Here is a 26,587-nt window from a genome sequence, read left to right as displayed (position 1 = left end):
CCAGCCTCCATCCGCTGGCGATAAAACCGGACAACTCACGTGCTACCTAATCCGGACAACTCATCTGCTTACGACAGCGCGGCGCGGTGGGTGTTGCACAGTCGCCTGCTTTGACGTATAGGACCGCCGTTCCAAGAAAACCGCCCGGCAGGGCATGCCGTGGCGGTTTCATTTGCTTTTCGGGCTTTGGTCGGCCCGAAGCGAACAAGAAGCGCGATGGTGCGCCACAATACGGAGTAGCAAAATGCCCAAGATGAAGACCAAATCGGCCGCCAAAAAGCGGTTCAAGATCACCGGTACGGGTAAAGTCCTGTCGGCTGCGGCCGGCAAGCGTCACGGCATGATCAAGCGTTCCAACAAGTTCATTCGAAATGCCCGCGGCACGATGGTTCTGGCTGAACCGGACGGCAAGAAGGTCATCAAGAATTTTCTGCCGAACGGCCTCTGAGCATTCGGCCGAACACGAATTTGTTTTACGCAATTCCGAACGGAAAACCGCAAGGCACTTTTCCTGGAATTGCTTTTAAGGAGATCATGACATGGCACGCGTAAAAAGAGGCGTCACCTCGCACGCCAAGCACAAGAAGGTCCTGAAAGCCGCGAAAGGCTTCTACGGCCGCCGCAAGAACACCATCCGCATCGCCAAGCAGGCGGTGGAAAAGTCGCTGCAATACGCCTATCGCGACCGCAAGAACCGCAAGCGCTCGTTCCGCGCGCTGTGGATCCAGCGCATCAACGCCGCGACGCACGAGCACGGCCTGACCTATGGCCGTTTCATCGACGGCCTCAACAAGGCTGGCATCGAGATCGATCGCAAGATCCTGTCGGATATGGCCATCCACGAGCCGCAGGCTTTCGCCGCGCTCGTGGCCAAGGCCAAGGTTGCTCTTGAGTACCTCAAGAACACCACCCCGAATGCTTTTGAAAGCGCTGTCGCCTAAGACCAGCGCTTCCCAAGCATTCGAAATTCTGATTTGGGGAACCCGCGCTGGCACGGCTGGCGCGGGTTTTTCTTATGCCTGATGTAACCAAATTGGTGACACGCCCGGTGATGGTGGGTTGCCCGATCGAGAGAGTTTCGCCGTGAACGCCACCGCTGGAAATCTTGAAAGCCTGGAAGCTTCGCTGCTCGCCGACATAGCGTCGGCTGCTGACGAGGCCGCGATAGAAGCTGTGCGCGTGGCAGCCCTTGGCAAGAAGGGGTCGATCTCGGAAATGCTGAAGACGCTCGGCTCGATGAGCGCTGAGGAGCGCCAGGTCAAAGGCCCCGCCATCAACGGCCTCAAGAACCGCGTCACCGATGCGCTCACCGCGCGCAAGGCGGAACTCAGGGATGTTGCCATCACTGCCCGCCTCGCCGCGGAGAAGGTCGACGTGACGCTGCCGGTGCGGCAGTCGCCGGCCGAGCGCGGCCGCATTCATCCGATCAGCCAGGTCATCGACGAGATCGCGGCGATCTTCGGCGATCTCGGCTTCACCATCGCCGAAGGGCCCGACATCGAGACCGACTATTACAATTTCACCGCGCTGAATTTCCCGGAAGGCCATCCGGCGCGCGAGATGCATGACACCTTCTTCTTCCAGCCGGACGAGAAGGGCGAGCGCAAGCTTCTGCGCACCCACACCTCGCCGGTGCAGATCCGCACCATGGAGAAGCAGAAGCCGCCGATCCGCATCGTCATTCCGGGCAAGACCTACCGGCAGGATTCCGACGCCACCCACTCGCCGATGTTCCATCAGGTCGAAGGGCTGGTGATCGACAAATCGGCCAATGTCGCCAACATGAAGTGGGTGCTGGAAGAGTTCTGCAAGGCCTTCTTCGAGGTGCCGTCGGTCAAGATGCGCTTCCGGCCGTCCTTCTTCCCGTTCACCGAGCCAAGCCTCGAGGTCGATATCCAGTGCGACCGCTCGCGGCCAGGCGAGGTGCGCTTCGGCGAAGGCCCCGACTGGATGGAGATCCTTGGCTGCGGCATGGTGCACCCCAACGTTCTGCGCGCTGGCGGGCTCGATCCCGATGAATATCAGGGCTTTGCCTGGGGCATGGGCATCGACCGCATCGCCATGCTGAAATACGGCATGCCGGATCTGCGCGCCTTCTTCGATGCCGATGTGCGCTGGCTGTCGCATTACGGCTTCCGGCCGCTCGACATGCCGACTTTGTTCGGGGGCCTGAGCGCGTGACGGTCAAGACGATTCCTGCTGCGATACATTACGGAACAGCATCATGAAATTCACCCTCTCCTGGCTCAAGGACCATCTCGAGACCGACGCCTCGCTCGGCGAGATCGTCGAGCGGCTGACCTCGATCGGCCTCGAGGTCGAGCATGTCGAGGACAAGGCGAGCCTGAAGCCCTTCGTCATCGCCAGGGTGCTGACGGCGGTGCAGCATCCCGACGCCGACCGGCTGCGGGTGCTGACCGTCGACACCGGCGACGGCAAGCCGCCCGTGCAGGTCGTCTGTGGCGCACCCAATGCGCGGGCGGGCATGATCGGCGCCTTCGCCGCGCCCGGCACTTATGTGCCCGGCATCGATGTGACGCTGACGGTTGGCAAGATCAGGGGCGTCGAAAGCCACGGCATGATGTGTTCCGAGCGCGAGCTGGAACTTTCCGACGAGCACAACGGCATCATCGACCTGCCCGAAGATGCGCCGGTCGGCACCAGCTTCGCCGCTTACGCGCATCTCGACGATCCGGTCATCGAGATCAATCTGACGCCAAACCGGCCTGATGCCACCAGCGTTTACGGCATCGCCCGGGATCTCGCGGCGAGCGGTCTCGGCCGCCTCGTCGGCGGCGCGATCATGCCGCATGTCGGCAATGGAATGTGCCCCGTCAAGGTGACGATCGAAGCGCCGGAACTCTGCCCCGGCTTCGCGCTCAATCTGGTCAGCGGCGTCAAGAACGGCCCGTCCCCGAAATGGCTCCAGCAGCGGCTGATCGCCATTGGGCTGAGGCCCATCAGCGCGCTTGTCGATATCACCAACTACGTCACCTTCGATCGTGGCAGGCCGCTGCATGTCTTCGATGCCGGCAAGGTCGCCGGCAATCTTGTCGTGCGTCGCGCCAGGGATGGCGAAAAGGTACTGGCGCTCGACGGCCGCGAATACACGTTGACGCCGGAGATGTGCGTCATCGCCGATGACAATGGCGTGGAATCGATGGCCGGCATCATGGGCGGCGAGCGTTCCGGCTGCGACGAGAACACGACCGACGTGCTGATCGAATCCGCACTCTGGGACCCGATCACCACGGCCCGCACCGGGCGCGCGCTCGGCATCATCACCGATGCCCGCTATCGTTTCGAGCGCGGGGTCGACCCCGAATTCATGGTGCCGGGCGTTGAGCTTGCGACCCGGCTGGTGCTTGATTTCTGCGGCGGCACGCCGACGGAAATCGAGGTGGCCGGCTATGCCGGCCATCAGCCCAAGATCGTCTCCTTCCCGCTGTCGGAAGTGAAGCGGCTGACCGGCATAGAAGTGCCGACGGCGGAAAGCCTCGATATTCTCACGCGCCTCGGCTTCAAGCCTGAGGGTTCGGGCGATGTCGTCGAAATCGCCGTGCCGTCCTGGCGTCCCGATGTCGACGGCAAGGCCGACCTGGTCGAGGAGGTGATGCGCATCCACGGCGTCGACAACATCGCTTCGCAGCCGCTCGGCGCGCATGACGCGGTCAACGGCAAGATCCTGACGACGCTGCAGATCCGCACCCGCGCGGCCAAGCGGGCGCTGGCCGTGCGCGGCATGATGGAGGCAGTCACCTGGTCGTTCATCCCCGCCAGGCACGCCGAACTGTTCGGCGGCGGGCAGGCTTCGCTCAAGCTCGCCAACCCGATCGCCGCCGACATGTCCGACATGCGGCCCTCGCTGCTGCCCGGCCTGATCGCAGCCGCCCAGCGCAATGCCGATAAGGGCATTGGCGACGTGGCGTTGTTCGAGGTCTCCGGCACCTATGAGGGCGACGGCGCCGACCAGCAACGGCGCGTCGCCGCCGGCGTGCGGCGCGGCACCGCCAAGCTCGACGGTTCCGGCCGCAACTGGGCTGGCAATTCCGGTCCGGTCGGCGTGTTCGACGCCAAGGCTGATGCCATCGCCGCACTCGAAGCCTGCGGCGCGCCGGTCGAGCGGCTGCAGATCGAGGCCGGCGGCCCGTCCTGGTACCATCCTGGTCGTTCCGGAACGATCAAGCTCGGACCGAAGACGGTGCTCGGCACGTTCGGTGAATTTCATCCAAAAACGCTGGAAGGGCTCGACGTCTCCGGCCCGCTCTGCGGCTTCGAAGTGTATGTCGATGCCGTGCCCGAGCCCAAGGCAAAGCCGACGAAAACCAAGCCCAGGCTGGATCTCTCCGCCTTCCAGGCGGTGAAGCGCGACTTCGCCTTCGTCGTCGACAAGGCGGTCGAGGCCGGCACGCTGGTACGCGCGGCGCTCGCCGCGGACAAGAAGCTGGTCACCGGCGTCTCGGTCTTTGATGTTTTCGAAGGTGCGGCGCTCGGCGAGGGCAAGAAGTCCATCGCCATCGAAGTGTCGATCCAGCCGGTCGAGAAGACGCTGACCGACGAGGATTTCGAGGCGTTGGCCAGGCGCATCGTCGAGAATGTCGGCAAGCAGACTGGAGGCGTGCTCAGGGCATAGCCTCTTTCCGGGATTGCGGGAGCACGGCGAATCGCCCTCCAAAGGGCGATGGACCATTTGCACTATTCCGGGCTCCCGTTCGAAGCACAACGCGCTGCGTTTCTCGACATCCTGCTGTCGGATGCGCTCGTGCGCCAGGCGCTGGTATGTGCCCGCACGCTCGATCTTCCGGACTGGCTGGTGGTCTCCGGCGTGCTCTATAACTCGGTCTGGAACCATCTGACGGGGAAGCCGTCGGGTTATGGCATCAAGGATGTCGACCTGTTCTATTTCGACGATAGCGACCTGTCCTACGAGGCCGAGGACGCCGTCATCCGCCGGGCGGCGAAGCATTTCCAGGGGCTGCCCCTGCCGGTCGAGGTGCGCAACCACGCGCGGGTGCATTTGTGGTACCCGCAGAAGTTCGGGCGGCCCTGTCCGCGCTACACGAGTTCGAGCGAGTCGGTCCGGTTTTTTGCGTCGAAGACACATGCGGTCGGGGTGCGATACGACGCGGATTGTCAACTGGAACTGCTGGCGCCGTTCGGTCTCGACGACGTCTTCTCATTCCGCGTCACGCCGAACCGGGCGATGGACAATCAGCGGACGCATGAGGCGAAGGGCCAGCGGGCGCGGGATTACTGGCCGGAGATTACGGTCGTGCCATGGTAGGAAATGTCCGGCAGGACAGAGGGGGGTGCCTCGCGCGGACATCCGTGATCTTCTGTATCGCGCATCGCCACCCCACCCCTGTCTTCGCTTCGCTGCGACAGCGAGCCGACCTCCGCACAGGGGGGAGGGTGAAAGCTCACCCATTCACCAGCGCCAGCAGCTCCTCTGTGTAGCGCTTGCCCATGACCTTATCAGGCGACAGTGCATCGCCGATGGTCTGTACCTCTGCGGCACTCAGCTCGATATCAGCCGCCGCCGTGTTCTGCTCGAGATGGCGGATCTTTCGGGCGCCCGGGATGGGGACAATGAAATCGTCCTGGTGCAGTACCCAGGCGAGCGCCAGCTGTGCCGAGGTCACTCCCTTTTCGGTCGCCAGTTTTTCCAGCGTGGCCACGACTTTGGCATTGGCTTCCATGGCGTCGGCCTGAAAGCGCGGCAAGGTGCGGCGCCAGTCGTCGTCATCAAGCGTTTCGGGCTTGGCGATCGTGCCGGTCAAGAGGCCACGGCCGAGCGGGCTATAGGGAACGAAACCGATGCCGAGTTCGCGGCAGACGGCGAACACATCGTCTTCCGGGTCACGGCTCCACAGCGAATATTCGCTCTGGACGGCCGCGATCGGATGCACGGCATGCGCCCGGCGGATGGTGGCGGCACTCGCTTCCGAAAGGCCGAGCGCGCGCACCTTGCCCTCGCGCACCAGCTCGGCCATGGCGCCGACCGTGTCCTCGATCGGCACGTTCGGGTCGACGCGGTGCTGGTAATAGAGATCGATCACGTCGGTGCCCAGCCGCTTCAGTGACGCCTCTGCGACGGCCTTGACGTGTTCGGGGCGGCTGTCGACGCCCGCCATGCGGTCGGTGCCGGTGCCTTCCTCCAGGATTTTGAAGCCGAATTTGGTTGCGATCGTCACCTGATCGCGCACCGGCTTCAGCGCCTTGCCGAGCAGGATCTCGTTCTCGTAGGGCCCGTAGACCTCCGCCGTGTCGAAGAAATTGACGCCGATCTCGACGGCGCGGCGCAATGTGGCGATCGCCTCGGCTTCCGGCTGGCCCCCATAGCCAAAGCTCATGCCCATGCAGCCGAGGCCGACCGGAAAAACTTCCAATTCAGTACCGAGTTTGCGGGTTTTCATCACGCGTCTCCTTGTTGCGATACTCAGGAGATAGCGCCTTGCCTTATGTTCGATAATCGTCTCATCTGTGCACGGGGCGTTCTAGTGAATAGATCAATGAACCGAGCACATCTTTCACAGCTTGCGGTGCTGGCAACTGTTGCCCAATGCGGCAGCTTTCGCGGCGCGGCCAGGGAACTGGCGATCGCGCCGTCGGCGGTCAGCCATGCCGTGTCCAGCCTTGAGGCGCGGCTTGGCGTGCGGCTGTTGGCACGCAGCACCCGCAGCGTTGCCCCGACCGAAGAGGGCGCGCGGTTGCTGGAACGATTGCGGCCGGCGCTGTCGGAGATCGACCTGGCGCTGGAGACGGCGGTCGAGGCGCGCGACCGGCCCGCCGGCAATCTGCGGCTGAGCGTGCCGCGCACGGCAGCCCATCTGGTGCTGACCCCGCGGCTCGGCGCCTTTGCCGCGGCTTACCCCGATATCGTGCTGGAGATCGTCATCGAGGACCGCTTCACCGACGTGGTGGAAGGCGGTTTCGATGCAGGCGTGCGGCTTGGCGAAAGCCTGCAACGCGACATGATCGCGGTGCGCATCGGGCCTGATATACGCGGCGCCGTGGCCGGCGCGCCCTCCTATTTCGACACCATGCCCAGGCCGCGCCATCCGCGTGACCTGTCCGATCATCGCTGCATCCGCTTCCGCTTCTCCAGCGGCATTCTCTACCGCTGGGAATTCGCCAGGGATGGCGAGGAGATCGAGATCGCTGCGCAAGGACCACTGATTCTCGACGAAGACCATCTGATCGCCCAGGCGGCGGTCGACGGGGCCGGGCTTGCCTTCGTCTTCGAGGATTATGTCCGCGAGCCGCTCCGCGATGGCCGGCTGGTTCGCGTGCTGGAGGATTGGTGTCCGTCCTTCGAGGGTTTCTTCGTCTACTATCCGAGCCGCCGCCAGATGCGGCCTGCGCTCAGGGCCTTCATCGATTTCTTCAGGGTGAGCGGATAGGCTGCCTCTCCCTTGTGGGAGGTGGAAGAAAGCCGACGCGGCATTCGTTCGCCTTCCATGCGAGCTTCGATCATAAATACCCCGACCCGCTACGGCTGGGCGGCAATCCTGCTTCACTGGCTGATCGGCCTTGCCTTCATCGGCCAGTTCGCACTCGGTTTCGTGATGGTCCGCGTCAGCAGCCAGCGCACGGCTTTCGAGCTCATCCAGCTGCACAAATCGCTGGGCTTCCTGCTGCTCGGCCTGATCATCCTGCGCATCGCCTGGCGGCTCGGCAATGCCGCGCCGGCCTTGCCATCCTCGGTCGGATCCCTGGAGCGCCGGGCGGCGCCGCTCGCTCACCTGGCGCTCTATGCCTTCCAGATCGCTTTGCCTCTGTCCGGCTGGGCGCTGGTTTCGGTCTCGACGCTGGAAATTCCAAGCATGCCGTTCAACCTGTTCGTGATGCCAAACCTGCCGCTCGCGGAATCCGATGCCGCCGAAAGTTTCTGGGCGGCTGCGCACTGGTACCTCGCTTATGCCGGCGCAGCACTTGTGGCGCTGCATATCACGGCGGCACTGCGCCATCATTTCCGACTGAGGGACAATGTGCTCACACGCATCGTCACGCCTTCCTCAGGCGGGGAATAGAACGGGCTTCGGCCTCGTTTGTAAGCGAGGACGCGAAGAGCGTTGCCTCCGAAGAAGGAAATAATCTCATGTATGCGCGACTCCTCGGATCGGCGGCCCTTGCCGCTTGCCTTGCCGTGCCTGTCTGGGCAGCAGTTGTCCTCGACGATGCCGCCGGCAGTTACACGATCAGCCAGGCTGACTCCTCGATCCGCTTCACCATCGGCAAGGCCGGCGGCGGCGGTTTCGATGGTGCGTTTGCTCACTTCAAGGGCACGATCCGCATCGACAATGACGACGTCAGCCGCTCGAAGGTCAACCTTACCATTTTTCCCGAAAGCGTCGGCACCGGCCAGGGCCGCATCGACGCTTTCCTGCGTTCAGACGCCGTGTTCGATGCGGCCAACAGCCCCGAAATCCAGTTCCGCTCGACCAGCGTGACCCGCACCGGCGATACGACGGCGCTTGTCACCGGCCGGCTGACGGCGCGCGGCAAGACGTTTGCGGAAAAGTTCACCGCCGAGCTCGATGGCCTGAAGTCCGGCACGATCGGGTTCCACGTCACCGGCAAGGTGCTGCGGTCGCGCTACGGAATGGATGTCGGCACGCCGATCTATTCCAACGTCGTCGGTTTCGACATGAGGCTGACGGGGAAGAGGGGTTGAGCCATCGCTCCCCGCTCGTGGGGCGAGGAACTTGGCCCCGCATTGGCTTTTGCCCCGATTTCAGGCAAACCTCCTCGCCTGTAATCGAGAGGAGAAGCCTGATGTTCCGATGGGGTGTGTTATCGACGGCCAAGATCGGTCGCGAGCAGCTTTTACCTGCGATCGTGGAGGCGGAAAATGGCGTGCTGTCCGCAATCGCCAGCCGCGATCAGTCGAAGGCCCGCGGGTTGGCCGATCGCTTCGGCGCGCCGCATGCTTTCGGTTCCTATGAGGAGTTGCTCGCCTCGAACGAGGTCGACGGCGTCTATATCCCGCTGCCGACATCGCAGCATGTCGAATGGACGGCCAAGGCCATTCAGGCGGGAAAACATGTGCTGGTCGAAAAGCCGTTGGCGCTCGACGCCAAGGACATTCCGCCGCTGATCAAGCTGCGCGATGCCAGCAAGGTGTTGGTCTGCGAAGCCTTCATGGTCGTCTACCATCCGCAATGGATCAAGGTGCGCGACCTGATCGCCAGCGGCGTCATCGGCCGGCTGCGCCATGTGCAGGGCGCGTTCTCCTATTACAATGTCGATCCCAACAACATGCGCAACCAGCTCGACCTTGGCGGCGGCGCGCTGCCCGACATCGGCGTCTACCCGACCGTGTCGACGCGCTTTTCCACCGGCAAGGAGCCGCTGCGCGTGCAGGCGACGATCGAGCGCGACAAAAAATTCGGCACCGACATCTATTCCTCGATCCGCGCCGATTTCGGCGACTTCGAACTGTCCTTCTATCTCTCGACCCAGATGGCCGCGCGCCAGGTGATGGTGTTCCATGGCGAGAACGGGTTCATCGAGGTGTTTTCGCCGTTCAATGCCGGGCTCTACGATCACCACCGCGTCGAGCTGCACAATCAGAACCACACGGAGGCGCAGGTGTTCCGCTTTCCCGGCACGCAGCAGTACCGGCTCGAGGTCGAGACCTTCGCGCGGGCGGCCCAGGGCGGCAAGGAGCGCGTCTTCACGCTGGAGGAATCCGTGCTCAACCAGAAGGTCATCGATGCCATCTTCCGCGCCGGCGGCAAGGACGGCTGGGAGGCGGTCTGACCATCATTGATATATTCCGGTTCGAGATTCATACGGTAGCCAGCTAACGGGAGGGGAAATTGGCTGACGACGCGGATGTCATCATCGTCGGCGCCGGCCTTGCCGGGCTGGTCGCCGCCGCCGAACTGGCCGAGGCAGGCAAGAAGATCGTCATCGTCGACCAGGAACCGGAGCAGTCGCTGGGCGGCCAGGCCTTCTGGTCGTTCGGCGGTCTGTTCCTCGTCGATTCGCCCGAGCAGCGGCGCATGCGCATCCGCGATTCGCACGAGCTGGCGCTCGAGGACTGGCTGGGCACCGCCGCTTTCGACCGGCCGGAGGATCACTGGCCGCGCAAATGGGCCGAGGCCTACGTCGGCTTCGCCGCCGGCGAGAAGCGCTCCTGGCTGCTGGAGCGCGGGATGAAATTCTTTCCCGTGGTCGGCTGGGCCGAGCGCGGCGGCGGCAATGCCATTGGCCATGGCAATTCCGTGCCCCGCTTTCACATCACCTGGGGCACCGGTCCCGGCGTGCTCGAGCCCTTCGTGCTGCGCGTCCGCGAAGCCGAGAAGAAGGGACTGATCCGCTTCAAGTTCCGCCACCGCGTCAACGAATTGATCCGCACCGGCACGAGGATCGACGGGGTGCGCGGCGACATACTGCAACCAAGCACCGTCGAGCGCGGCCACAAGAGTTCGCGTGAGATATCAGGTGATTTCGAGGTTCATGCGCAGGCCGTGATCGTCGCCTCCGGCGGCATCGGCGGCAACCACCAGCTGGTCCGGGAAAACTGGCCGAAGCGTCTGGGCGCGGCGCCGAAGTGCATGATCACCGGCGTGCCCGACCATGTCGACGGCCGCATGCTGGCGATCACGGAACAGGCCGGCGGCAGCGTCATCAATCGCGACCGCATGTGGCACTATGTCGAGGGCATCAGGAACTGGGCGCCGATCTGGACCGATCATGCCATCCGCATCCTGCCCGGTCCGTCGTCGCTGTGGCTCGACGCCAGGGGCAAGCGCCTGCCGGTGCCGCTTTACCCCGGTTTCGACACGCTCGGCACGCTCAGCCACATCACGAGCACCGGGTTCGATTATTCCTGGTTCATCCTGACCAAACAAATCATCCAGAAGGAGTTCGCGCTCTCGGGCTCCGAGCAGAACCCGGACCTGACCGGCAAGAGCTGGCGCCAGGTGCTCGGCCGCGCCACGTCGGGCATTCCGGGCCCGGTCAAGGCGTTCATGGAGAAGGGCGAGGATTTCATCATCGAGGCCGAACTGCCCGATCTGGTGGCGCGCATGAACAAGCTGGCCGGCGGCGAACCGCTGCTCGACGTCGCCCATGTCGAGCGCGAGATCCGCGCCCGCGACCGGCAACTCGACAATCCCTTCTCCAAGGACATGCAGGTCACCGCGCTGCGCGGAGCGCGGGCCTATCTCGGCGACCGGCTGATCCGCACGGCCAGGCCGCACAAGATGCTCGATCCCGCGAACGGCCCGCTGATCGCGGTTCGCCTCAACATCCTGACCCGCAAGACGCTGGGTGGCCTGCAGACCGATCTCGAAAGCCGCGTGCTGGGGAGCGATGGCGAGCCGGTTCAGGGCCTCTATGCGGTCGGCGAAGCCGCCGGTTTCGGCGGCGGCGGCGTGCATGGCTATGCGGCGCTCGAAGGCACGTTCCTGGGCGGCTGTATCTTCTCCGGCCGCAGCGCCGGCCGGGCGGCGGCTCGTTCGGTAGGCTGAGCGCCGAACGGCTTGGCAGTCGCTGGGTTGATCATCTTCTGTCGATTGTCATGCGAGGAGGCCCTCACCAGATCCACTCGCTTTTGCCGAGCGCCGACACCGCCTCGACGATGCGGGTAAAGCTGGCGCGGGCGCGGCCGACCGTGTGCCTCGCCCTGAGATAGCCGTGCACAAGCCCTTTTTCCTCGAACCAAGTGGCTCGCCCGCCGCCCGCCACGATGCGGTCGCGATAGGCCTCGCCGTCCGACGACAGCGGATCGCACTCGGCGGTGATCAGCACGGTCGGCGGCAGGTTGGCGAAATCGGCGTCGGCCAGCGGCTGAAGCGTGATGTCGCCGGTCTGGTCCACGCCGCCGGTACGGATGTGCTTGTAGAATTCGAGGTCGCGCGTGGTCAGCATAGGCGCTTCGGCATGCTTCAGATAGGAGCCACGCGAACGGTCGCCGCCGAGCCCGGGATAGATCAGCACCTGCCCGATCGGTTTATTCGCATGGCCGCGCGTCGCATGGCTGACTGCGGCGCAGAGATTGCCACCGGCGCTGTCGCCGCAGAGCAGGACGGGATGATCGCGGGTGGCTGCCGCCCACTCGAAGGCGTTCATCGCATCGTCAAACGCGGCCGGATGCAGATGCTCCGGCGCCAGCCGGTAGTCGACCGAGACGACGTCATAGCCGGTGCGGCCGCAAAGCTCGGCGCAAACGTCGTCATGGCTGTCGAGCCCGCCAAGGATGAACCCGCCGCCGTGGTAATAGAGCACCGTTGCCACTGCCTGCGGGGCGCTGCGATAGATGCGGATCGGGATATTGCACGCCTGTGCGGCAATAGCGGTGGTTTCCGCTGTCACCCCCTCGGGATAGCCGGCAAAGAACTCCCGGCACATGCGGGCGTAGATCTCGCGCTGCTCGGCAATCGTGTAGTCGATCGTATCCGGCGGGTAATAGGAATTGGTCCGCTCGATGAAGGCCCGGGTCTCGGCATCAATGAGTTTGCTGTAGTCGGTCATGGCCGCGCCGACTGTGAACGGCGAGCCCAGGCACCCCCCTCTGTCCTGCCGGACATCTCCCCCGCAAGGGGGGAGATTGGCAGTTCAATCGACATCGCCCTTATTGCAGCGTTGACGATTGGCGAAAGCGGAAATGACATCCAATCTCCCCCCTTGCGGGGGAGATGGCCGGCAGGCCAGAGGGGGGTGCCTCGCGCCGTCATCTCTGGCATTGCTTTACTTCCCCTTCCACACCGGTTCCCGCTTCTCCGCAAAAGCCCGGAACCCTTCCATATTGTCCTCGGAACCGTACAGCGCATCGACCGTCGGCAACTGCCGGCGCGTCACCCTGTTCATCGCGTCCTGGAAAGTCAGCGCTTCGGCCACCCGCGCGGTTTCCTTGATCGCGGCGAAGACAAGCGGCGGGCCGCTGGCGAGCAGGCGGGCGATCTCCCAGACGCGGTCCTCCAGCTTCTCCTTCGGCAGCACCTCGTTGACCAGGCCCCAGCGATGCGCCTCGGCAACGTCCATCCAGCGGCCAGTGAGCAAAAGGTCCATGGCGACATGATAGGGAATGCGCTTCGGCAGCTTGATGGTCGCGGCGTCGGCAAGCGTGCCGGCGCGGATCTCGGGCAATGCGAAGGAGGAGTGATCGGAGGCGTAGATGAGATCGCAGGACAGCGCCAGCTCGAAGCCGCCCCCCACTGCCATGCCGTTTACGCAGGCGATGACAGGCTTGTTCAAGTCGCGCAGTTCCTGCAGCCCGGCAAAGCCGCCGACGCCATAGTCGCCGTCGACGGCGTCGCCGCCGGCGGCGGCCTTCAGGTCCCAGCCGGCGCAGAAGAACTTGTCGCCGGCGGTCTTGACGATGGCGACGCGCAAGCCGGGGTCGTCGCGAAACGCCTTGAAGGTCTCGCCCATCAGCCGAGAGGTCTTCAGGTCGATGGCGTTGGCCTTGGGCCGATCGAGCGTGACCTCGAGGATCGAGCCTTCACGGCGGGTCGAAATGACGTCAGGCATTCTTGTTCTCTCCCAGCACCAAAAGCGCATCGGCGATCCAGGCGCCCTTGCCCTCGCTGCAGACGATCAGCGGATTGATGTCGAGTTCCTCGATCTCGCCGGCATTCGTCTGCACGAAGGCAGCAATGCCCGCGATGGCGTCGATGGCAGCTTGGACGTCGGCCTTCGGCCGACCGCGATAGCCTTCGAGCAGCGGGAACAGTTTGAGACCGCGAAGTGCTGCCTCGATGTCGTCGCGGGTCGCCGGCAGCATCAAGGTGACGCTGTCGCGCAGCAATTCGACCAGCACGCCGCCGGTGCCCAGCGTCATGACAGCGCCGAACATCGGATCGCGGGTGAAGCCGACGATCAGCTCGGCGACGCCGTCGCGCACCATGCGCTCGACATAAAGGCCGGTGCCGAGCGGCAAAAGGTGGTGCGCGGCGGTGCTGACGGATTCGGCGTCCCTGAGGTTGAGCCTGACGGCGCCGACCTCGGATTTGTGGGTGACGCCTAGCGCCTTCAGCGCCACGGGGAAGCCGAGCGCCATGGACGAGATCACCGCCTCGACGGCACTGTCGGCGCGCTCGCCCTTGGGCACCGGCAGCCCGGCCTTGATCAGCCGCGCCTTGGCTTGCGCCTCGTCAGGCGTGACATGCTCGCCGCCGGCAGCGCCGGAAGCGGAGGTGTCGACCGGCTGCGCCTGCGGCTCGCGCCAGGCCCAGCCGATGAAGGCGGCCGCCTGGGCGGCATCCATCGCTTCGGAAATGCCGAACAGCGGCACCATGCCCCGCGCCATCAGCTCGGCGGTGTATTCCTCGGGCAGGTTCTCGGGCAGCGACGAGACGATCGCGCCATGCGCCTTGTTGGTCTTGAGCGCCGATTCGAAGGCGCGCAGCGTCGCCCACCAGTCGGTCACCGAGCAGCGGTCCGGGCGCGGGAAGTCGAGCACCAGCATGTTGAGGTCGAAGCCGCCCGACACCATGGCGGTGAAGGTGGCGGTCATCGCCGGCTCGTTGTTCCAGATGAAGGTGTGGTAGTCCAATGGATTGGCGACCGCGACCAGCGGCCCGAGCGTCGACTTGACGTGGGCACGGTGTTCTTCCGTCAGCACCGGGAAGTTGACCCAGCGGCCTTCGGCGCTGTCGGCCATGACCGAAGCCTCGCCGCCCGAACAGCTCATCGATGACAGGCTGTAGCCGGGCAGCGGACCGGTGACATGCAGCAGCTTCAGCGCCTCGATGAAGGCGGGGATGGAATCGACGCGCGCGATGCCGAGCCGTTTCAGGAAGGCCCCGGACGCTGCGTCCGAGCCGGCGAGCGACGCGGTGTGCGAGACGGTCGCTTGCCTGGCCTGTTCGGAGCGGCCGACCTTCATGGCGATGATCGGCTTTTTCAATTCCCTCGCCCGTGCCGCCAGCCGCTCGAAGCCGGCTACCGAATCGAAAGCCTCGATGTGCAGGCCGAGCGAGCTGACGCGCTCGTCCTCGATCAGGCCGAGCGCCATTTCGGAGAGGCCGGTCTGCGCCTGGTTGCCGGCGGTCATCAGGAAGGCGATCGGCAGGCCGCGCTTCTGCATCGTCATGTTGATGGCGATGTTGGACGACTGGGTAATGATGGCCACCCCTTTGCCGCCGTCGGCCAATCTTATGCCGCCATGCTGGTCGGGCCACAAAAGCGCGCCGTCGGCATAGTTGATCAGGCCGTAACAGTTCGGCCCGATGATCGGCATCTCGCCGGCGGCGGCGACGAGTTCGGCCTGCAGGCGCTCGCCATCCGCGTCATAGGCTTCGGTTTCGAGGAAACCGGCGGCAAAGCAGACGGCCCCGCCGGCGCCGCGTTCGGCCAGGGCCTTGATCACGTCGATGGTCAGGTGTCGGTTGACGCCGACAAAGGCGGCGTCCGGCGCGCCGGGCAGATCGGCGATCGAACGATAGGCCTTGCGGCCGGCGACCTCTTCCTTGCTCGGGTGCACCGGCCAGATCTCGCCGGCAAAGCCCATCTTGATCGACTGTGCCACGACCGCGGCGGCCTGCGCGCCGCCGAACACGGCGATCGATTTAGGGCGCAGAAGGCGTTCAAGTTTGTGCATGGATCAGGCCCCGAACGGGCGCAGCAGCGCCCGCGAAATGATGTGGCGCTGGATTTCCGACGTGCCTTCCCAGATGCGCTCGACCCGGGCGTCGCGCCAGATGCGCTCCAGCGGCAGGTCGTCCATCAGCCCCATGCCACCATGGATCTGGATCGCTTCGTCGGCGACGTAAGCCAGCATTTCTGTGGCCTTCAGCTTGGCCATGGCCATGTCCTGGTCGGTGACGGTGCCCTGATCGTACTTCCAGCCGGCTTCGAACACCATCAGGTCCGCGGCCTTGAGTTCGGTTGCCATGTCGGCGAGCTTGAACGACACGCCCTGGAACTTGCCGATCTGCTGGCCGAATTGCTGACGCTGCGCGGCGTACTCGACCGCGTGGCCGAGCGCGCGTTCCGCGCGGCCGAGGCAGGTGGCGCCGACCTGCAGGCGGGTGGCGCCGAGCCAGGAATTGGCGACGTCGAAACCCTTGTGGACTTCACCCAACACCTGGCTTGCCGGAAGGCGGCAATCGTCGAATTCGAGGATGGCGTTGGTGTAGCCGCGATGCGAGACGTTGCGGTAACCGTCGCGCACCGTGAAACCCTTGGTGCCCTTGTCGACGAAGAAGGCGGTGATCTTCTTGCGTTTGCCGCGCGGCGAATCCTCTTCGCCCGAGGCCATGAAGACGATGGCGAAGTCGGCGAGATCGGCGTGGCTGATGAAGTGCTTGGTGCCGTTCAATACCCAGTCGTCGCCGTCCTGCACGGCGGTCGCCTTCATGCCGCGCAGATCGGAGCCGGCGCCCGGCTCGGTCATCGCCAGGCAATCCCATTTCTCGCCGCGGATGCACGGGAACAGATATTTTTCGCGCTGCTCCGGCGTGCCGGCCAAAAGGATGTTGGAGGGGCGCGCGACGCAGGTCCAGTGCAGCGCGTAGTTGGCGCGGCCGAGTTCCTTCTCGTAAAGCAGCCAGGTCACCGTATCGAGCCCCGCGCCGCCGACATCGGCCGGCATGTTGGCGGCATAGAGACCGGCTTCGATCGCCTTGGCCTTCAGCTCCTCGATCAGTTCGCGGCGCAGCACGCCGGTGCGCTCGACCTCGCGCTCATGCGGGTAAAGCTCATTCTCGACGAAGGCGCGCGTCGTCTCGACAATGAGCTTCTGTTCCTCCGACAGACCGAAATCCATGGTCTCAGCCTTTCTTCTTTTTCTTCGGTTTTTCGGCTTTCTTCACCGGCTTCGATGCCTTCGCCTTCTCGGCCGCCTTGGAGGCGGCCGGCTTTTTCGCCGCCAGCTTGGCCAACTGCTTCGTATAGTCCCTGTGCAGGGCGCCGGCTCCCCAGCCCTTGCCCTTGTTCTGCTTCGAGAGCGCATCCATGATGGCGACCAGATTGTCGTCGCGGATCTTTTCCAGTTCGCGGATCGACAGGCCATGCGCCTGGTCGTCCGACTGCGTGGCGATCAGGTCGACCAGCTCGTCGTTGAACTCCGGTACGTCCATCAGCTTGGTCCACGGCCATTTCAGGCAGGGGCCGAACTGCGCCATGAAGTGGCGCATGCCGGCTTCGCCGCCGGCGACGCGATAGACCTGGAACATACCCATCTGCGCCCAGCGCAGGCCAAAGCCATAGCGCATGATGTCGTCCAGTTCCTCGACGGTGCAGATGCCGTCCTTGATCAGCCACAGCGCCTCGCGCCAGGCGGCTTCCAGCAGGCGGTCGCCGACGAAGGCCTCGATCTCCTTGCGGATGACGACAGGCTTCATGCCGATCGAGGCATAGATCTCCTTGGCGACCTCGACCGCCTCGGGGAATGTCTGGTCACCGCCGACGATTTCCACCAGCGGCAGGAGATAGACCGGGTTGAACGGGTGACCGACGACAAGCCGCTCCGGGTGTTTTTTCATCGCCACCTGCATGTCGGTCGGCTTGATGCCTGATGTGGACGAGCCGACGATGGCGTTGGCCGGCGCGTGGATATCGATCTCGGACAGCACCTTATGCTTGAGGTCGAGCCGTTCCGGCACGCTCTCCTGGATGAAATCGGCATCGGCCACCGCCTCGGCGATGGTCTTGGCGAAGGTCAGCCTGCCTTCTTTCGGCAGGCCGCCCGGAACCATCTGCTTGTAGGCGCGGCGCGCGCCCTTCATCACTTCTGAGACCTTGCGCGAGGCCTCGGGATCAGGATCGAAGATCGACACGTCGATGCCATTCAAGAGCAGGCGCGCCACCCAGCCTGCGCCGATGACACCGCCGCCGATGGCGGCCGCCTTGTTGATGATGCTCATGGTCAGGCTCCGGTTCTTGTCTTGGCTGTTTCGGGATCGGTGAGCGGCACGCGCTCGCCGGCGCGGATAATGGCGGGGTCGTAGGCCCTGCGGACAAAGACTTCGAGCACGAATGGCCTGAAGAACTCGATCGGCAGCGTCTCGTAGTCGGGGTCGAAGCTCGACTGGTCCCAGCGCTCGCAGAACTGGTCGCAATCGTCGAAATAGGCATGACCGGCGAAGCGGTCACGCGCATGGCGGTTGCCGCCGAGATGATGGGCATAGTAGAGGCGCTGGAAATCGCCGTGCTTCTCCACCACCCAGGTGCATTGTTCGCGCACGAAAGGCTTCAGGATCGACGCGGCGTATTCGTCGTGGTTGTAGGGTGCGTAGATGTCGCCGATGTCGTGCAGCAACGCGCAGGCGATCCAGTCGGTGTCGGCGCCGTCGCGCCAGGCGCGTGTTGCCGCCTGCAGCGAATGGCCGAGCCGGGTGATCTTGTAGCCCGACAGGCCCTCGTCGAGTTGAACCAGGGCTTCCAGCAACCGATCACCGGTTTTGGCGGCATAGTCGATTTCATGGGCGGTCAGGAATTCGTAGTCGTCCTTGTCGCCATCCTTCATTGCGGTGAATTTGACGGTGGCCATCTGAAGCTCCCCTCTCTATGCCGCGATCGGCGGCCGCTTGGTGAGGTTGAGCTTCCTGCGCACTTCCTCCGGCCCCAGAATCCTGGCGCCGAGATTGGTGACGATGCTGGCGGCACGTTCGACCAGCTGCGCGTTGGTGGCAAGCACGCCCTTGTCGAGCCAGAGATTGTCTTCGAGACCGACGCGGACATTGCCGCCGGCCAGCACTGCGGCGGCGGCATAGGCCATCTGGTTGCGGCCGATCGAAAAGGCCGACCAGCTCCAGGTCGACGGCACGTTGTTGACCATGGCCATGAAGGTGTTGAGGTCGTCAGGCGCCCCCCATGGCACGCCCATGCAAAGCTGCACAAGCGCATCCGGCTTCAGAACCTGTTCCTCGACCAGTTGCTTGGCGAACCACAGATGGCCTGTGTCGAAGGCCTCGATCTCCGGCTTGACGCCGAGCGCGGTCATCATGCCGCCCATGGCGCGCAGCATGCCGGGTGTGTTGGTCATGACATAGTCGGCCTCTGCGAAGTTCATTGTGCCGCAGTCCAACGTGCAGATCTCCGGCAGGCACTGGCGTACATGCTCCATGCGGTTGGTGGCGCCGCCCATGTCGGTGCCCTTCTCATTGAGCGGCAGCGGCGCTTCGGGCGAGCCGAACACCATGTCGCCACCCATGCCGGCGGTAAGGTTCAGCACCACGTCGACGTCTGCCTCGCGGATGCGCTCGGTCACCTCGCGGTAGAGATGAACGTCGCGCCTGGGCTTGCCGGTTTCGGGGTCGCGCACATGGCAATGCACGATCGCCGCCCCCGCCTTGGCCGCGTCGATGGCCGAATCAGCGATCTCTTTGGGCGAGCGCGGCACATGCGGGCTGCGGTCCTGCGTGCCGCCGGACCCGGTCACGGCACAGGTAATGAAAACCTCACGGTTCATCGCAAGCGGCATGGAACTCTCCTCCCAGTCGAAACAGGCGCCAAGCATCGCCCGACTTGCCGAAAACTGCTTTGCGTTTTACGAAGCTTCCATGACTAAAGGCGAAAAACTGACGATCTTTCGCGCCGAGCGTCTGCCGCTCAAGGTGACGATGCTGGTGTTTTCCGGCTCGTCCATCATGTGCGTGGCCTCGGCGGTCGACCCGCTGCGCGCCGCCAACCGCATCTCCGGCGAGACATTGTTCGATTTCAAGCTGGTTTCCGTAACCGGCGAGGCGCCGGTCACCACTTGCGGCCTGCCAGTGGCGGTCAGCGGCCGCTTCGACGCGGCCGAACCGACCGACGTTCTTGTCGTCGTCGCCGGTTTCGGCACGCAGAATTATGCGACGTCGGCTCTGCTCTCGGGCCTGCGCCGCGCCGCCCGTTCGGCGCGCGCCTGCGGCGGCGTCGAGGCCGGTACATGGCTGGTCGCGCGGGCCGGCTTGCTCGAAGGCCGCAGCGCCACCACCCACTGGGAAGACATGGAGGATTTCTCGTCGGCCTTTCCGGGCGTCGACGTCCGCCCGGACCGTTACGTCATCGACGGGCCGGTCTTCACCTCCGGTGGCGCCTCGCCCACCTTCGACCTGATGCTGCACCTCGTTCGCACCCGCCTCGGCATGGCCGTGGCGCTCGATGTGGCCAGCGTCTTCATCTACGATCAGGCCCGTGCGGCCACCGACGCTCAGCCCCTGGTCTCGCTTGGCCGGCTAGACGGCTATGATCCGCGCCTGGCGCAAGCCATCCGGCTGATGGAAGCGCATGTGGACCAGCCGTTGACGGTCGCCGCCGTGGCAAAGCGCGCCGGGGTTACGGCACGGACACTGGAGAGCATCTTCCGCAAGTCGATCGGCGAGACGCCCGGCGCCTACTATCTCAGGCTGCGCCTGGGCGCTGCGCGGCGGCTGGTGATCGACACCAGAGTGGCCATGGCCGACATTGCCGGGCGGACCGGATTTTCATCCGCCGCGGCATTTTCGAGGGCGTTTTCAAGAACTTTCGGTGAAGCCCCGGTCAGGCTACGCCGGGGTTGATGTACATGTCGTCCAAAGTGGGAAGCGGTTGATCAGGCAGCTTTCTGCCGGTCGCCGCCACTATCGATCTGCGAGCGCATCTGTCTTGCCAGATGGGTCTCGAAACGGCTGGCAACGGCGCGGTCCCATTCGTTGGAGCGGCGCGCACCATCCTTCGGATGCGGCATTGCCATCAGCCGGTCGATAATCGACCCGGCCTCGCCATTTGAGAGCAGGGCGTCGATTTCACGTTCGTTCTGCATATCGGTTCGCCTCCTTCTTCCTCTCCCGCCACGAGCACCTTCTTATAGGAGATTCGTGACGGCAGTTTGAAGGCAAGAGAGAGGCGATTGAGGGGCGTCAGTGGGCAAAACCTTGTCGTCGATTCCGCACGGGCGCAAAGCCCTTTCACCCGGTCTCGGCGCCACCCTCGTCCGCCCGCCGGCACCTTTTCCGTTCAATGGCGAACAGGGCGGCAGGCAAATAAGCGCGACGCCGGGAACTTCTCCCCGCGAAGCGGCGTGGGTAAGCGGAGCGGCGGCTGAACGAGCCGCCGCCCGCCTTTCATCCCTTACACGTAGCGGTTGACGATGTTTTCCAGCAGTTCCTGACGGCCGGAGCGCGGCTGCGGTTCGATCTTCTTCTTCACCACGCGCTCGGCGATGTCCTCCAGCGTGCGCTTGCCGGCAAGCATCGCCTTGGCCTCGCCGCTGTTCCAGCCTGCGTAGCGCTCGGCGAGCGGAGCCGACAGCGCCTTGTCTTCGACCATCTTGGCGGCTGCCTTCAGGCCGCGCGCGCAGGCATCCATGCCGCCGATATGGCCGATCAGCAGGTCCTGCGGATCGAGCGACTGGCGGCGCAGCTTGGCGTCGAAATTGGTGCCGCCGGTCTTGAAGCCGCCCGCCTGCAGGACCTGGTAATAGGCCAGGGCCATCTCCGGCACATTGTTGGGGAACTGGTCGGTGTCCCAGCCCGACTGGTAGTCGTTGCGGTTCATGTCGATCGAGCCGAAGATGCCGAGCGCATTGGCCAACGCCAGCTCGTGCTCGAAGGAATGGCCGGCGAGGATGGCGTGGCCCTGCTCGATGTTGAGCTTGACCTCCTTCTCCAGGCCGAAGCGCTTGAGGAAGCCATAGACGGTCGCGACATCGTAGTCGTACTGGTGTTTTGTGGGTTCCTGCGGCTTCGGCTCGATCAGGATCGTGCCTTTGAAGCCGATTTTGTGCTTGTAGTCGACGACGAGGTTGAGGAAACGGCCGGCCTGCTCCTGCTCGCGGGCAAGGTCGGTGTTGAGCAGCGTCTCATAGCCCTCGCGTCCGCCCCAAAGCACATAATTCTCGCCCTTCAGCCGCTTGGTGACGTCGATGCAGCTCTTCACCGTCGCCGCCGCATAGGCAAACACATCCGGATCGGGGTTTGTCGCGGCACCCGACATGAAACGGCGGTGCGAGAACAGGTTCGCCGTGCCCCACAAGAGCTTGACGCCAGTCTGCTTCATCTTGGTGGCGAAATAGTCCGCGATCTCGTCGAGGCGCGCGGAACTTTCCGAAAAATCCTTGCCTTCGGGCCGCACGTCGGCATCGTGGAAGCAGAAATAGGGCGCGCCGAGCAGCGAGAACATCTCGAAGGCGACGTCTGCTTTCAGTTTTGCCAGTTCCATCGTGTCGATGCCGCCGGCCTTGGGGAACCACGGCCGATCGAAGGTCTGGCCGCCGAACGGATCGCCGCCCGGCCAGGCGAAGGAATGCCAGTAGGCGACGGCGAAGCGCAGATGGTCTTCCAGCCGCTTGCCGGCCACCAGCTCGTCCGGGTTGTAGAACCGGTAAGCCAGCGGATTGGCCGAGTCCGGCCCCTCATATTTGATCTTCTGGATGTCGCCGAAAAAGCCGCTGCTCATGGATTTCCTTCCTCTCCGAAATGGCTCCGCCTGATTACCTCAGGCGTAATTGGTTCCGTTCGTCCGTTGGGTGAAAAGGGTCATGTCAAAGCCAACGAAGGAGACAGATCATGACCGATCTCAACAAGATCGCCGAAAGCTACATCACCGCCTGGAACGAGAGCGACGCCGCGCGCCGTCAGGCGCTGCTCAAGGCGACTTTCACCGAAGACGTCAGCTATCGCGATCCCATCATGCAGGGCGACGGCCATGAAGGCGTCGCGGCGCTGATCGACGGCGTGCAGCGGCGCTTTGCCGGCTTCCGCTTCTCGCTGAAAGGCACACCGGACGGGTTTGCCGACAAAATCCGCTTTTCCTGGAACCTCGGCCCGGAGGGCACACCGTCCATCATCGAAGGCACCGATATCGGCGTCATCGAGAACGGCCGCCTGAAGAGCATCACCGGCTTCCTCGACAAGGTGCCGGCGCAGTGAGGCTTCACGGCTAAGGTAGGCGCCAGGCGCACCCCTCTGGCCTGCCGGCCATCTCCCCCTCAAGGGGGGAGATTGGCTGATTTTTATACCTTCGCCAACCTCCGGCCTTGCAAGGCTAGCGTAGCCGCCAAAGCTGCCGATCTTCCCCCTAGAGGGGGAGATGCCCGGCAGGGCAGAGGGGGGCGCGTGGCGCCTGCTCACGCCGTTGCCGCCCTGATCGCCGGATAAAGCCCGCGGTAGCGCTGGTAGGCATCGGCAAATGCACCATCCAAGCCGGCATCCGGTTCGATCGTTGCATCGGTCCTCGGCGCCGTGCAGACATCGAGCGGATCAGTGTCCGTCGCTGCGATCAGGCCGAGCCGGGCGGCGCCGAAGGCGGCGCCGAAATCGCCGTCGGCGGGAATGTCGACAGGCAGCTGAAGCGCGGTGGCGATGGCCTTCAGCCAGTAGCGCGAGCGCGAGCCGCCGCCGATCGCCGTCACACGCATCAAGCTCGTGCCCGCAGTCTTCAACGCCTCGAGGCTGTCGCGAAAGGCGAAGGCCACGCCTTCCAGCACGGCCTGGGTCAGGACGGCGCGGCTCGATTCATGCGCCAGTCCGGTAAAGGAGCCGCGAATGACGGAATCATTGTGCGGCGTGCGCTCGCCCGAGAGATAGGGCAGGAAGGACACGCCGGTCGGCGCCTTCAGTGTATCGCCCAGTTCCGATGTCAACTCGCCTGCGCCCTTGCCGGTAATCTCGGACAGCCAATTGAGCGAATCGGTGGCCGACAGGATGACGCCCATCTGATGCCAGGTGTCAGGCAGCGCATGGCAGAAAGTGTGGACCGCGCTTGCCGGGTTGGGCAGATAGGAGGCATTGGCGGCAAACAGCACGCCTGACGTGCCCAGAGACACGAACGCATGGCCGGCACGGACCGTGCCCATGCCGCAGGCGGAAGCCGCATTGTCGCCGGCGCCGCCGGCAATCGGGATGCCGGCTTCGACGCCCCATTTCGACGCCAGCTCGCCGCGCAGCCCACCGGCCTTCTGCGTACCCTCGACCAGGGATGGCATGTGCTTTTCGTCGAGCGACGTGGCCGCGAGCAGGTCGGCGGACCAGCGCCGCTTCCCAACGTCGAGCCAGGAAGTGCCAGCCGAGTCCGACATTTCCGAAATATGTTCGCCGGTCAGCCACAGCCGCAGGAAATCCTTGGGCAGCAGCACCTTGGCCACTTTGGCGAAAATGGCGGGTTCGTTGTTCTTCACCCAGGCGAGCTTCGGCGCGGTGAAACCGGGAAAGACGATGTTGCCGGTCAGCTCGCGAAACCGCGGATCGGCGTCGAGCGCGGCTGCCTCGGCATGGCTGCGCGTATCGTTCCACAGAATGCAGGGGCGCAGCACCTTGTCAGAGGCATCGAGCAAGGTGGCGCCATGCATCTGACCGGATAGGCCAATGCCTTTCACCGCCGCGAACTGCCAGGGATGGGAGGCCTTCAGTTCGGCAATCGCGTCTTCGCAGGCGCGTAGCCAGTGGGCTGGATCCTGTTCGGACCAGCCGGGATGCGGCCGCGAAACGTCGAGCGCGCCATGGCCGGAACCGATGACGGTCTGTTCGGCATCGATCAGCAGCGCCTTGACGCCGGACGTGCCAAGGTCGAGGCCGAGATACATGTTTTCCTCCCTTGCCATTATTTTTTTCGGATCTCGAAAAAATCTGGCCGAGGCAGTTTTTAAGCCAAGATCCGCCGCGGGTCAATTCTCTGACAATCGGCCGCGCATCACGAAAACAACGCCGACGGCGGGCTGTGTGGCCGCGCCAGCGTACGCGCCGCCACCAACACGCTTTGGAGGGTTGGCGAGACGCACGCCAAGCACCAATTCTGGCTCAATCAAAGCACAGCTCTGTCCGGCCCGTTTTCCAGTTCATCAACCATGACGGGCAGATTAGGCTTTGTAAAACGGAACGAATTGTGTCTTCATTGCGGCGTAGGGTGGGGGCTTGCAATCGCGAATCTTGGAGGGACGCGGTGCGGCGCTTTGAAAACAGGCTTCCGAATGGCGATTCGGAAGACATCGCTAAATTAGTTGTTCTGAAACGGCATATGCCGGTGATGTTTCTTCCTCGAATGCTTGGCGTTTTTGCCGCGACGTCGCTGGCGTTGCTGCCCAATTCCGCCGCCTTCGCCGCATGCCTGCTCGTTCCGACCGCCGGAAACGACACCTTCATCTGCGACAGCGGCGATTCGGGCGGCAGCCTCAACGATCTGAACGGCGACAACACGCTCACCTTTCCCGCCGGCGGCACCGGCCAGGTGAGCGGCAATGTCACCTTCGGCGTTGGTTCGGACCGCATCAACATGCAATCCGGTACCATCACCGGCACGGTCGACCAGGGCGGTGGCGCCGATTTCTTCACCATCGGCGCTGGCACCGTCATCGGCAATGTGCAGCAAGGCTCGGGCATAGACGACTTCAACATAAGCGGCGGCCAGATCGGTTCACTTAACCAGGGTGATGGCCTCGACACCTTCACCATGACGGACGGACGCATTGTCGATTTCTTCGACGACGGCGACCATGCGGTGATGACGGGCGGCCGCATCGGCCGCGTCAACATGAAGCTCGACCAGAACTATTTCAACATGTCCGGCGGCGCCATCGACCGCAACCTCGTCACCGGCTTCGACAAGGACACGATCATCCTTTCGGGCGGCACGATCGGCGGCAACATCAGCGTCAGCGGCGGCAATGACAGCGTGACGATTACCGGCGGCACGGTCGGCGGCGACGTGCTGATGAGCTTCGGAGCCGACAATTTCGTCTGGGATGGCGGCGGCATCATCTATGGCGCCGTCGACCTCGGCGCCGACAACGACACGGCAAAGCTGAGCAACCTGACCAATTCCAATCTGGGCGGCGCCGACGCGCTGAATGGCGGCCTCGGCACCGACACGTTGAGTTTCGACAACGTCAAGCTCAAAGGCATCAGCCGGGTGCAGAACTGGGAGAACATCGACGCCACCAATGACACCGAACTAACGCTGGACGGCAATCTGGTGCTGGGAGACAGCGGCACCGGCACAGGCTCGCTCAGCGTCGATGCCGCAAGCACGCTCTATGGCGGCGGCTTCAACGCGTCGATACAGGCCTTTACGGCGGGCCAGCTTGCGGACGTCGTCAATGCCGGCCGCATCGACCTGACCAATGGCAGTACAGGCGCGACGGATCGGCTGACGATTTCGGGCAATTACACCGGGCTTGGCGGCCTGCTGCTCATCCAGACAGAACTCGGCGATGATTCCTCGGCCTCGGACAGGCTGGTGCTGTCGGGCGGCACGGCTTCCGGCTCGACCGGCATCGGGGTGGTCAATGTCGGCGGCACGGGTGCCGAGACGACGCAGGACGGCATCATGGTCGTCCAGGCGGTCAATGGCGCCACCTCCAGCGCCAGCGCCTTCGCGCTCGACGCGCCGGTCGCGGCGGGCGCCTTCGAATATTATCTGTTCAAGGGTGGCGTCACCGCAGGCAGCGCGGAGAACTGGTATCTGCGCTCGTCGATGATAACGCCGACATCGCCGGCCGCAGCGCCGCCGGGGATCGGACCGACGGCGGCGCCCGAGCCCGAACCTCCGGCAACCGAGCCGCCGCCGCCGCCTTCCCAGCTGCCGCACGTGCCCGTGCCGTCCGAAGGCGACGTCAACAATCCGCCGGTCGATCCGACGCCGCCGGTGCAGGCCGGCCTTTCCCGCCGGCGGCACCGGCCAGGTGAGCGGCAATGTCACCTTCGGCGTTGGTTCGGACCGCATCAACATGCAA

General features: G+C 64.2%; 23 protein-coding genes and 1 pseudogene. 13 read left to right on the top strand and 11 right to left on the bottom strand.

What is annotated here, in order from left to right; all coding sequences use genetic code 11:
- Positions 1 to 244: 244 nt before the first annotated feature.
- From rpmI to FJ959_RS31100, 5 genes are all read left to right on the top strand, one after another.
- Entirely contained in the window at positions 245 to 448 is a 204-nt protein-coding gene (gene rpmI / locus FJ959_RS31120) for a 50S ribosomal protein L35 (protein WP_006201248.1), read from the top strand.
- 91 nt (positions 449 to 539) lie between these two features.
- Complete coding sequence (gene rplT / locus FJ959_RS31115; RefSeq protein ID WP_006201247.1) at positions 540 to 941, top strand: 50S ribosomal protein L20; 402 nt, start codon at positions 540 to 542, stop codon at positions 939 to 941.
- Positions 942 to 1,083: 142 nt separating this feature from the next.
- Positions 1,084 to 2,181, top strand: coding sequence for a phenylalanine--tRNA ligase subunit alpha (gene pheS, locus FJ959_RS31110; RefSeq protein WP_140633870.1), 1,098 nt, complete (start codon positions 1,084 to 1,086; stop codon positions 2,179 to 2,181).
- A gap of 43 nt (positions 2,182 to 2,224) precedes the next feature.
- On the top strand, positions 2,225 to 4,633 hold the full coding sequence (gene pheT, locus FJ959_RS31105) for a phenylalanine--tRNA ligase subunit beta (protein WP_140633867.1): 2,409 nt from the start codon (positions 2,225 to 2,227) through the stop codon (positions 4,631 to 4,633).
- A 48-nt stretch (positions 4,634 to 4,681) separates the two neighbouring features.
- Positions 4,682 to 5,284, top strand: coding sequence for a nucleotidyltransferase family protein (locus FJ959_RS31100; protein WP_140633864.1), 603 nt, complete (start codon positions 4,682 to 4,684; stop codon positions 5,282 to 5,284).
- 136 nt (positions 5,285 to 5,420) lie between these two features.
- Here FJ959_RS31100 and FJ959_RS31095 read toward each other — a convergent pair whose 3' ends face one another.
- Positions 5,421 to 6,416 (bottom strand): aldo/keto reductase, encoded by a 996-nt coding sequence (locus FJ959_RS31095; RefSeq protein ID WP_140633861.1) that lies wholly within the window; start codon positions 6,414 to 6,416, stop codon positions 5,421 to 5,423.
- A 96-nt stretch (positions 6,417 to 6,512) separates the two neighbouring features.
- On the opposite strand from FJ959_RS31095, the gene FJ959_RS31090 reads away from it, so the two are divergent.
- The 5 genes from FJ959_RS31090 to FJ959_RS31070 all read left to right on the top strand — a co-directional run bounded on the left by FJ959_RS31090 (position 6,513) and on the right by FJ959_RS31070 (position 11,483).
- Positions 6,513 to 7,403, top strand: coding sequence for a LysR family transcriptional regulator (locus tag FJ959_RS31090; protein WP_140491127.1), 891 nt, complete (start codon positions 6,513 to 6,515; stop codon positions 7,401 to 7,403).
- A gap of 57 nt (positions 7,404 to 7,460) precedes the next feature.
- Complete coding sequence (locus tag FJ959_RS31085) at positions 7,461 to 8,033, top strand: cytochrome b (RefSeq protein WP_140633858.1); 573 nt, start codon at positions 7,461 to 7,463, stop codon at positions 8,031 to 8,033.
- A gap of 68 nt (positions 8,034 to 8,101) precedes the next feature.
- Complete coding sequence (locus FJ959_RS31080; RefSeq protein ID WP_140491123.1) at positions 8,102 to 8,677, top strand: YceI family protein; 576 nt, start codon at positions 8,102 to 8,104, stop codon at positions 8,675 to 8,677.
- Between the two features lie 101 nt (positions 8,678 to 8,778).
- Positions 8,779 to 9,765: a Gfo/Idh/MocA family oxidoreductase gene (locus FJ959_RS31075; protein ID WP_140491121.1), complete on the top strand. Its 987-nt coding sequence runs from the start codon at positions 8,779 to 8,781 to the stop codon at positions 9,763 to 9,765.
- Positions 9,766 to 9,824: 59 nt separating this feature from the next.
- Positions 9,825 to 11,483, top strand: coding sequence for an FAD-binding dehydrogenase (locus FJ959_RS31070; protein ID WP_140633855.1), 1,659 nt, complete (start codon positions 9,825 to 9,827; stop codon positions 11,481 to 11,483).
- Positions 11,484 to 11,547: 64 nt separating this feature from the next.
- Here the strand turns inward: FJ959_RS31070 and FJ959_RS31065 are convergent, their stop codons facing one another.
- The 7 genes from FJ959_RS31065 to FJ959_RS31030 all read right to left on the bottom strand — a co-directional run bounded on the left by FJ959_RS31065 (position 11,548) and on the right by FJ959_RS31030 (position 19,381).
- Complete coding sequence (locus tag FJ959_RS31065) at positions 11,548 to 12,486, bottom strand: alpha/beta hydrolase (protein ID WP_140633853.1); 939 nt, start codon at positions 12,484 to 12,486, stop codon at positions 11,548 to 11,550.
- Between the two features lie 216 nt (positions 12,487 to 12,702).
- Positions 12,703 to 13,485, bottom strand: a complete 783-nt coding sequence (locus FJ959_RS31055) for a carnitinyl-CoA dehydratase (protein WP_140563495.1) — start codon at positions 13,483 to 13,485, stop codon at positions 12,703 to 12,705.
- Positions 13,478 to 15,556, bottom strand: a complete 2,079-nt coding sequence (locus FJ959_RS31050) for an acetate--CoA ligase family protein (protein WP_140563493.1) — start codon at positions 15,554 to 15,556, stop codon at positions 13,478 to 13,480. Before FJ959_RS31050 ends, FJ959_RS31055 begins: the two co-directional genes overlap by 8 nt.
- A 3-nt stretch (positions 15,557 to 15,559) precedes the next feature.
- The gene (locus FJ959_RS31045) at positions 15,560 to 16,723 is read right to left on the bottom strand and encodes an acyl-CoA dehydrogenase (RefSeq protein ID WP_140491110.1); all 1,164 of its coding nucleotides are present in this window, start codon (positions 16,721 to 16,723) and stop codon (positions 15,560 to 15,562) included.
- A 4-nt stretch (positions 16,724 to 16,727) separates the two neighbouring features.
- Positions 16,728 to 17,822, bottom strand: a complete 1,095-nt coding sequence (locus FJ959_RS31040; protein WP_140491107.1) for a carnitine 3-dehydrogenase — start codon at positions 17,820 to 17,822, stop codon at positions 16,728 to 16,730.
- Positions 17,823 to 17,824: 2 nt separating this feature from the next.
- Positions 17,825 to 18,448: an HD domain-containing protein gene (locus FJ959_RS31035; RefSeq protein ID WP_140491104.1), complete on the bottom strand. Its 624-nt coding sequence runs from the start codon at positions 18,446 to 18,448 to the stop codon at positions 17,825 to 17,827.
- Between the two features lie 15 nt (positions 18,449 to 18,463).
- Entirely contained in the window at positions 18,464 to 19,381 is a 918-nt protein-coding gene (locus FJ959_RS31030) for a 3-keto-5-aminohexanoate cleavage protein (RefSeq protein ID WP_140491102.1), read from the bottom strand.
- Positions 19,382 to 19,460: 79 nt separating this feature from the next.
- On the opposite strand from FJ959_RS31030, the gene FJ959_RS31025 reads away from it, so the two are divergent.
- Entirely contained in the window at positions 19,461 to 20,441 is a 981-nt protein-coding gene (locus FJ959_RS31025) for a GlxA family transcriptional regulator (RefSeq protein WP_140554542.1), read from the top strand.
- A gap of 32 nt (positions 20,442 to 20,473) precedes the next feature.
- Here FJ959_RS31025 and FJ959_RS31020 read toward each other — a convergent pair whose 3' ends face one another.
- Both FJ959_RS31020 and xylA read right to left on the bottom strand, forming a co-directional pair.
- On the bottom strand, positions 20,474 to 20,683 hold the full coding sequence (locus FJ959_RS31020; RefSeq protein ID WP_140517775.1) for a hypothetical protein: 210 nt from the start codon (positions 20,681 to 20,683) through the stop codon (positions 20,474 to 20,476).
- 308 nt (positions 20,684 to 20,991) lie between these two features.
- On the bottom strand, positions 20,992 to 22,317 hold the full coding sequence (gene xylA, locus FJ959_RS31015) for a xylose isomerase (protein ID WP_140491093.1): 1,326 nt from the start codon (positions 22,315 to 22,317) through the stop codon (positions 20,992 to 20,994).
- A gap of 110 nt (positions 22,318 to 22,427) precedes the next feature.
- On the opposite strand from xylA, the gene FJ959_RS31010 reads away from it, so the two are divergent.
- Complete coding sequence (locus FJ959_RS31010) at positions 22,428 to 22,790, top strand: nuclear transport factor 2 family protein (RefSeq protein WP_140633850.1); 363 nt, start codon at positions 22,428 to 22,430, stop codon at positions 22,788 to 22,790.
- 197 nt (positions 22,791 to 22,987) lie between these two features.
- Here the strand turns inward: FJ959_RS31010 and xylB are convergent, their stop codons facing one another.
- Positions 22,988 to 24,442 (bottom strand): xylulokinase, encoded by a 1,455-nt coding sequence (gene xylB / locus FJ959_RS31000; protein WP_140517792.1) that lies wholly within the window; start codon positions 24,440 to 24,442, stop codon positions 22,988 to 22,990.
- Positions 24,443 to 24,882: 440 nt separating this feature from the next.
- On the opposite strand from xylB, the pseudogene FJ959_RS30995 reads away from it, so the two are divergent.
- A pseudogene (locus tag FJ959_RS30995) lies at positions 24,883 to 26,587 on the top strand (autotransporter outer membrane beta-barrel domain-containing protein); the annotation flags it as partial.

It is taken from the genome of Mesorhizobium sp. B2-2-4 (assembly GCF_006442375.1).
GTDB lineage: Bacteria > Pseudomonadota > Alphaproteobacteria > Rhizobiales > Rhizobiaceae > Mesorhizobium.
This window is presented reverse-complemented; position numbering and strand designations above follow the sequence as displayed.

What these genes read in the sequence shown, in the direction of transcription:
- xylA (WP_140491093.1), bottom strand. Translation starts at nt 22,317, where the DNA reads ATGAGCAGCGGCTTTTTCGGCGACATCCAGAAGATCAAATATGAGGGG.
- xylB (WP_140517792.1), bottom strand. Translation starts at nt 24,442, where the DNA reads ATGTATCTCGGCCTCGACCTTGGCACGTCCGGCGTCAAGGCGCTGCTG.
- FJ959_RS31045 (WP_140491110.1), bottom strand. Translation starts at nt 16,723, where the DNA reads ATGGATTTCGGTCTGTCGGAGGAACAGAAGCTCATTGTCGAGACGACG.
- FJ959_RS31020 (WP_140517775.1), bottom strand. Translation starts at nt 20,683, where the DNA reads ATGCAGAACGAACGTGAAATCGACGCCCTGCTCTCAAATGGCGAGGCC.
- FJ959_RS31085 (WP_140633858.1), top strand. Translation starts at nt 7,461, where the DNA reads ATGCGAGCTTCGATCATAAATACCCCGACCCGCTACGGCTGGGCGGCA.
- FJ959_RS31075 (WP_140491121.1), top strand. Translation starts at nt 8,779, where the DNA reads ATGTTCCGATGGGGTGTGTTATCGACGGCCAAGATCGGTCGCGAGCAG.
- FJ959_RS31095 (WP_140633861.1), bottom strand. Translation starts at nt 6,416, where the DNA reads ATGAAAACCCGCAAACTCGGTACTGAATTGGAAGTTTTTCCGGTCGGC.
- rpmI (WP_006201248.1), top strand. Translation starts at nt 245, where the DNA reads ATGCCCAAGATGAAGACCAAATCGGCCGCCAAAAAGCGGTTCAAGATC.
- FJ959_RS31050 (WP_140563493.1), bottom strand. Translation starts at nt 15,556, where the DNA reads ATGCACAAACTTGAACGCCTTCTGCGCCCTAAATCGATCGCCGTGTTC.
- FJ959_RS31035 (WP_140491104.1), bottom strand. Translation starts at nt 18,448, where the DNA reads ATGGCCACCGTCAAATTCACCGCAATGAAGGATGGCGACAAGGACGAC.
- FJ959_RS31055 (WP_140563495.1), bottom strand. Translation starts at nt 13,485, where the DNA reads ATGCCTGACGTCATTTCGACCCGCCGTGAAGGCTCGATCCTCGAGGTC.
- FJ959_RS31040 (WP_140491107.1), bottom strand. Translation starts at nt 17,822, where the DNA reads ATGAGCATCATCAACAAGGCGGCCGCCATCGGCGGCGGTGTCATCGGC.
- FJ959_RS31010 (WP_140633850.1), top strand. Translation starts at nt 22,428, where the DNA reads ATGACCGATCTCAACAAGATCGCCGAAAGCTACATCACCGCCTGGAAC.
- pheT (WP_140633867.1), top strand. Translation starts at nt 2,225, where the DNA reads ATGAAATTCACCCTCTCCTGGCTCAAGGACCATCTCGAGACCGACGCC.
- FJ959_RS31030 (WP_140491102.1), bottom strand. Translation starts at nt 19,381, where the DNA reads ATGCCGCTTGCGATGAACCGTGAGGTTTTCATTACCTGTGCCGTGACC.
- FJ959_RS31100 (WP_140633864.1), top strand. Translation starts at nt 4,682, where the DNA reads ATGGACCATTTGCACTATTCCGGGCTCCCGTTCGAAGCACAACGCGCT.
- FJ959_RS31090 (WP_140491127.1), top strand. Translation starts at nt 6,513, where the DNA reads ATGAACCGAGCACATCTTTCACAGCTTGCGGTGCTGGCAACTGTTGCC.
- rplT (WP_006201247.1), top strand. Translation starts at nt 540, where the DNA reads ATGGCACGCGTAAAAAGAGGCGTCACCTCGCACGCCAAGCACAAGAAG.
- FJ959_RS31065 (WP_140633853.1), bottom strand. Translation starts at nt 12,486, where the DNA reads ATGACCGACTACAGCAAACTCATTGATGCCGAGACCCGGGCCTTCATC.
- FJ959_RS31025 (WP_140554542.1), top strand. Translation starts at nt 19,461, where the DNA reads ATGACTAAAGGCGAAAAACTGACGATCTTTCGCGCCGAGCGTCTGCCG.
- FJ959_RS31080 (WP_140491123.1), top strand. Translation starts at nt 8,102, where the DNA reads ATGTATGCGCGACTCCTCGGATCGGCGGCCCTTGCCGCTTGCCTTGCC.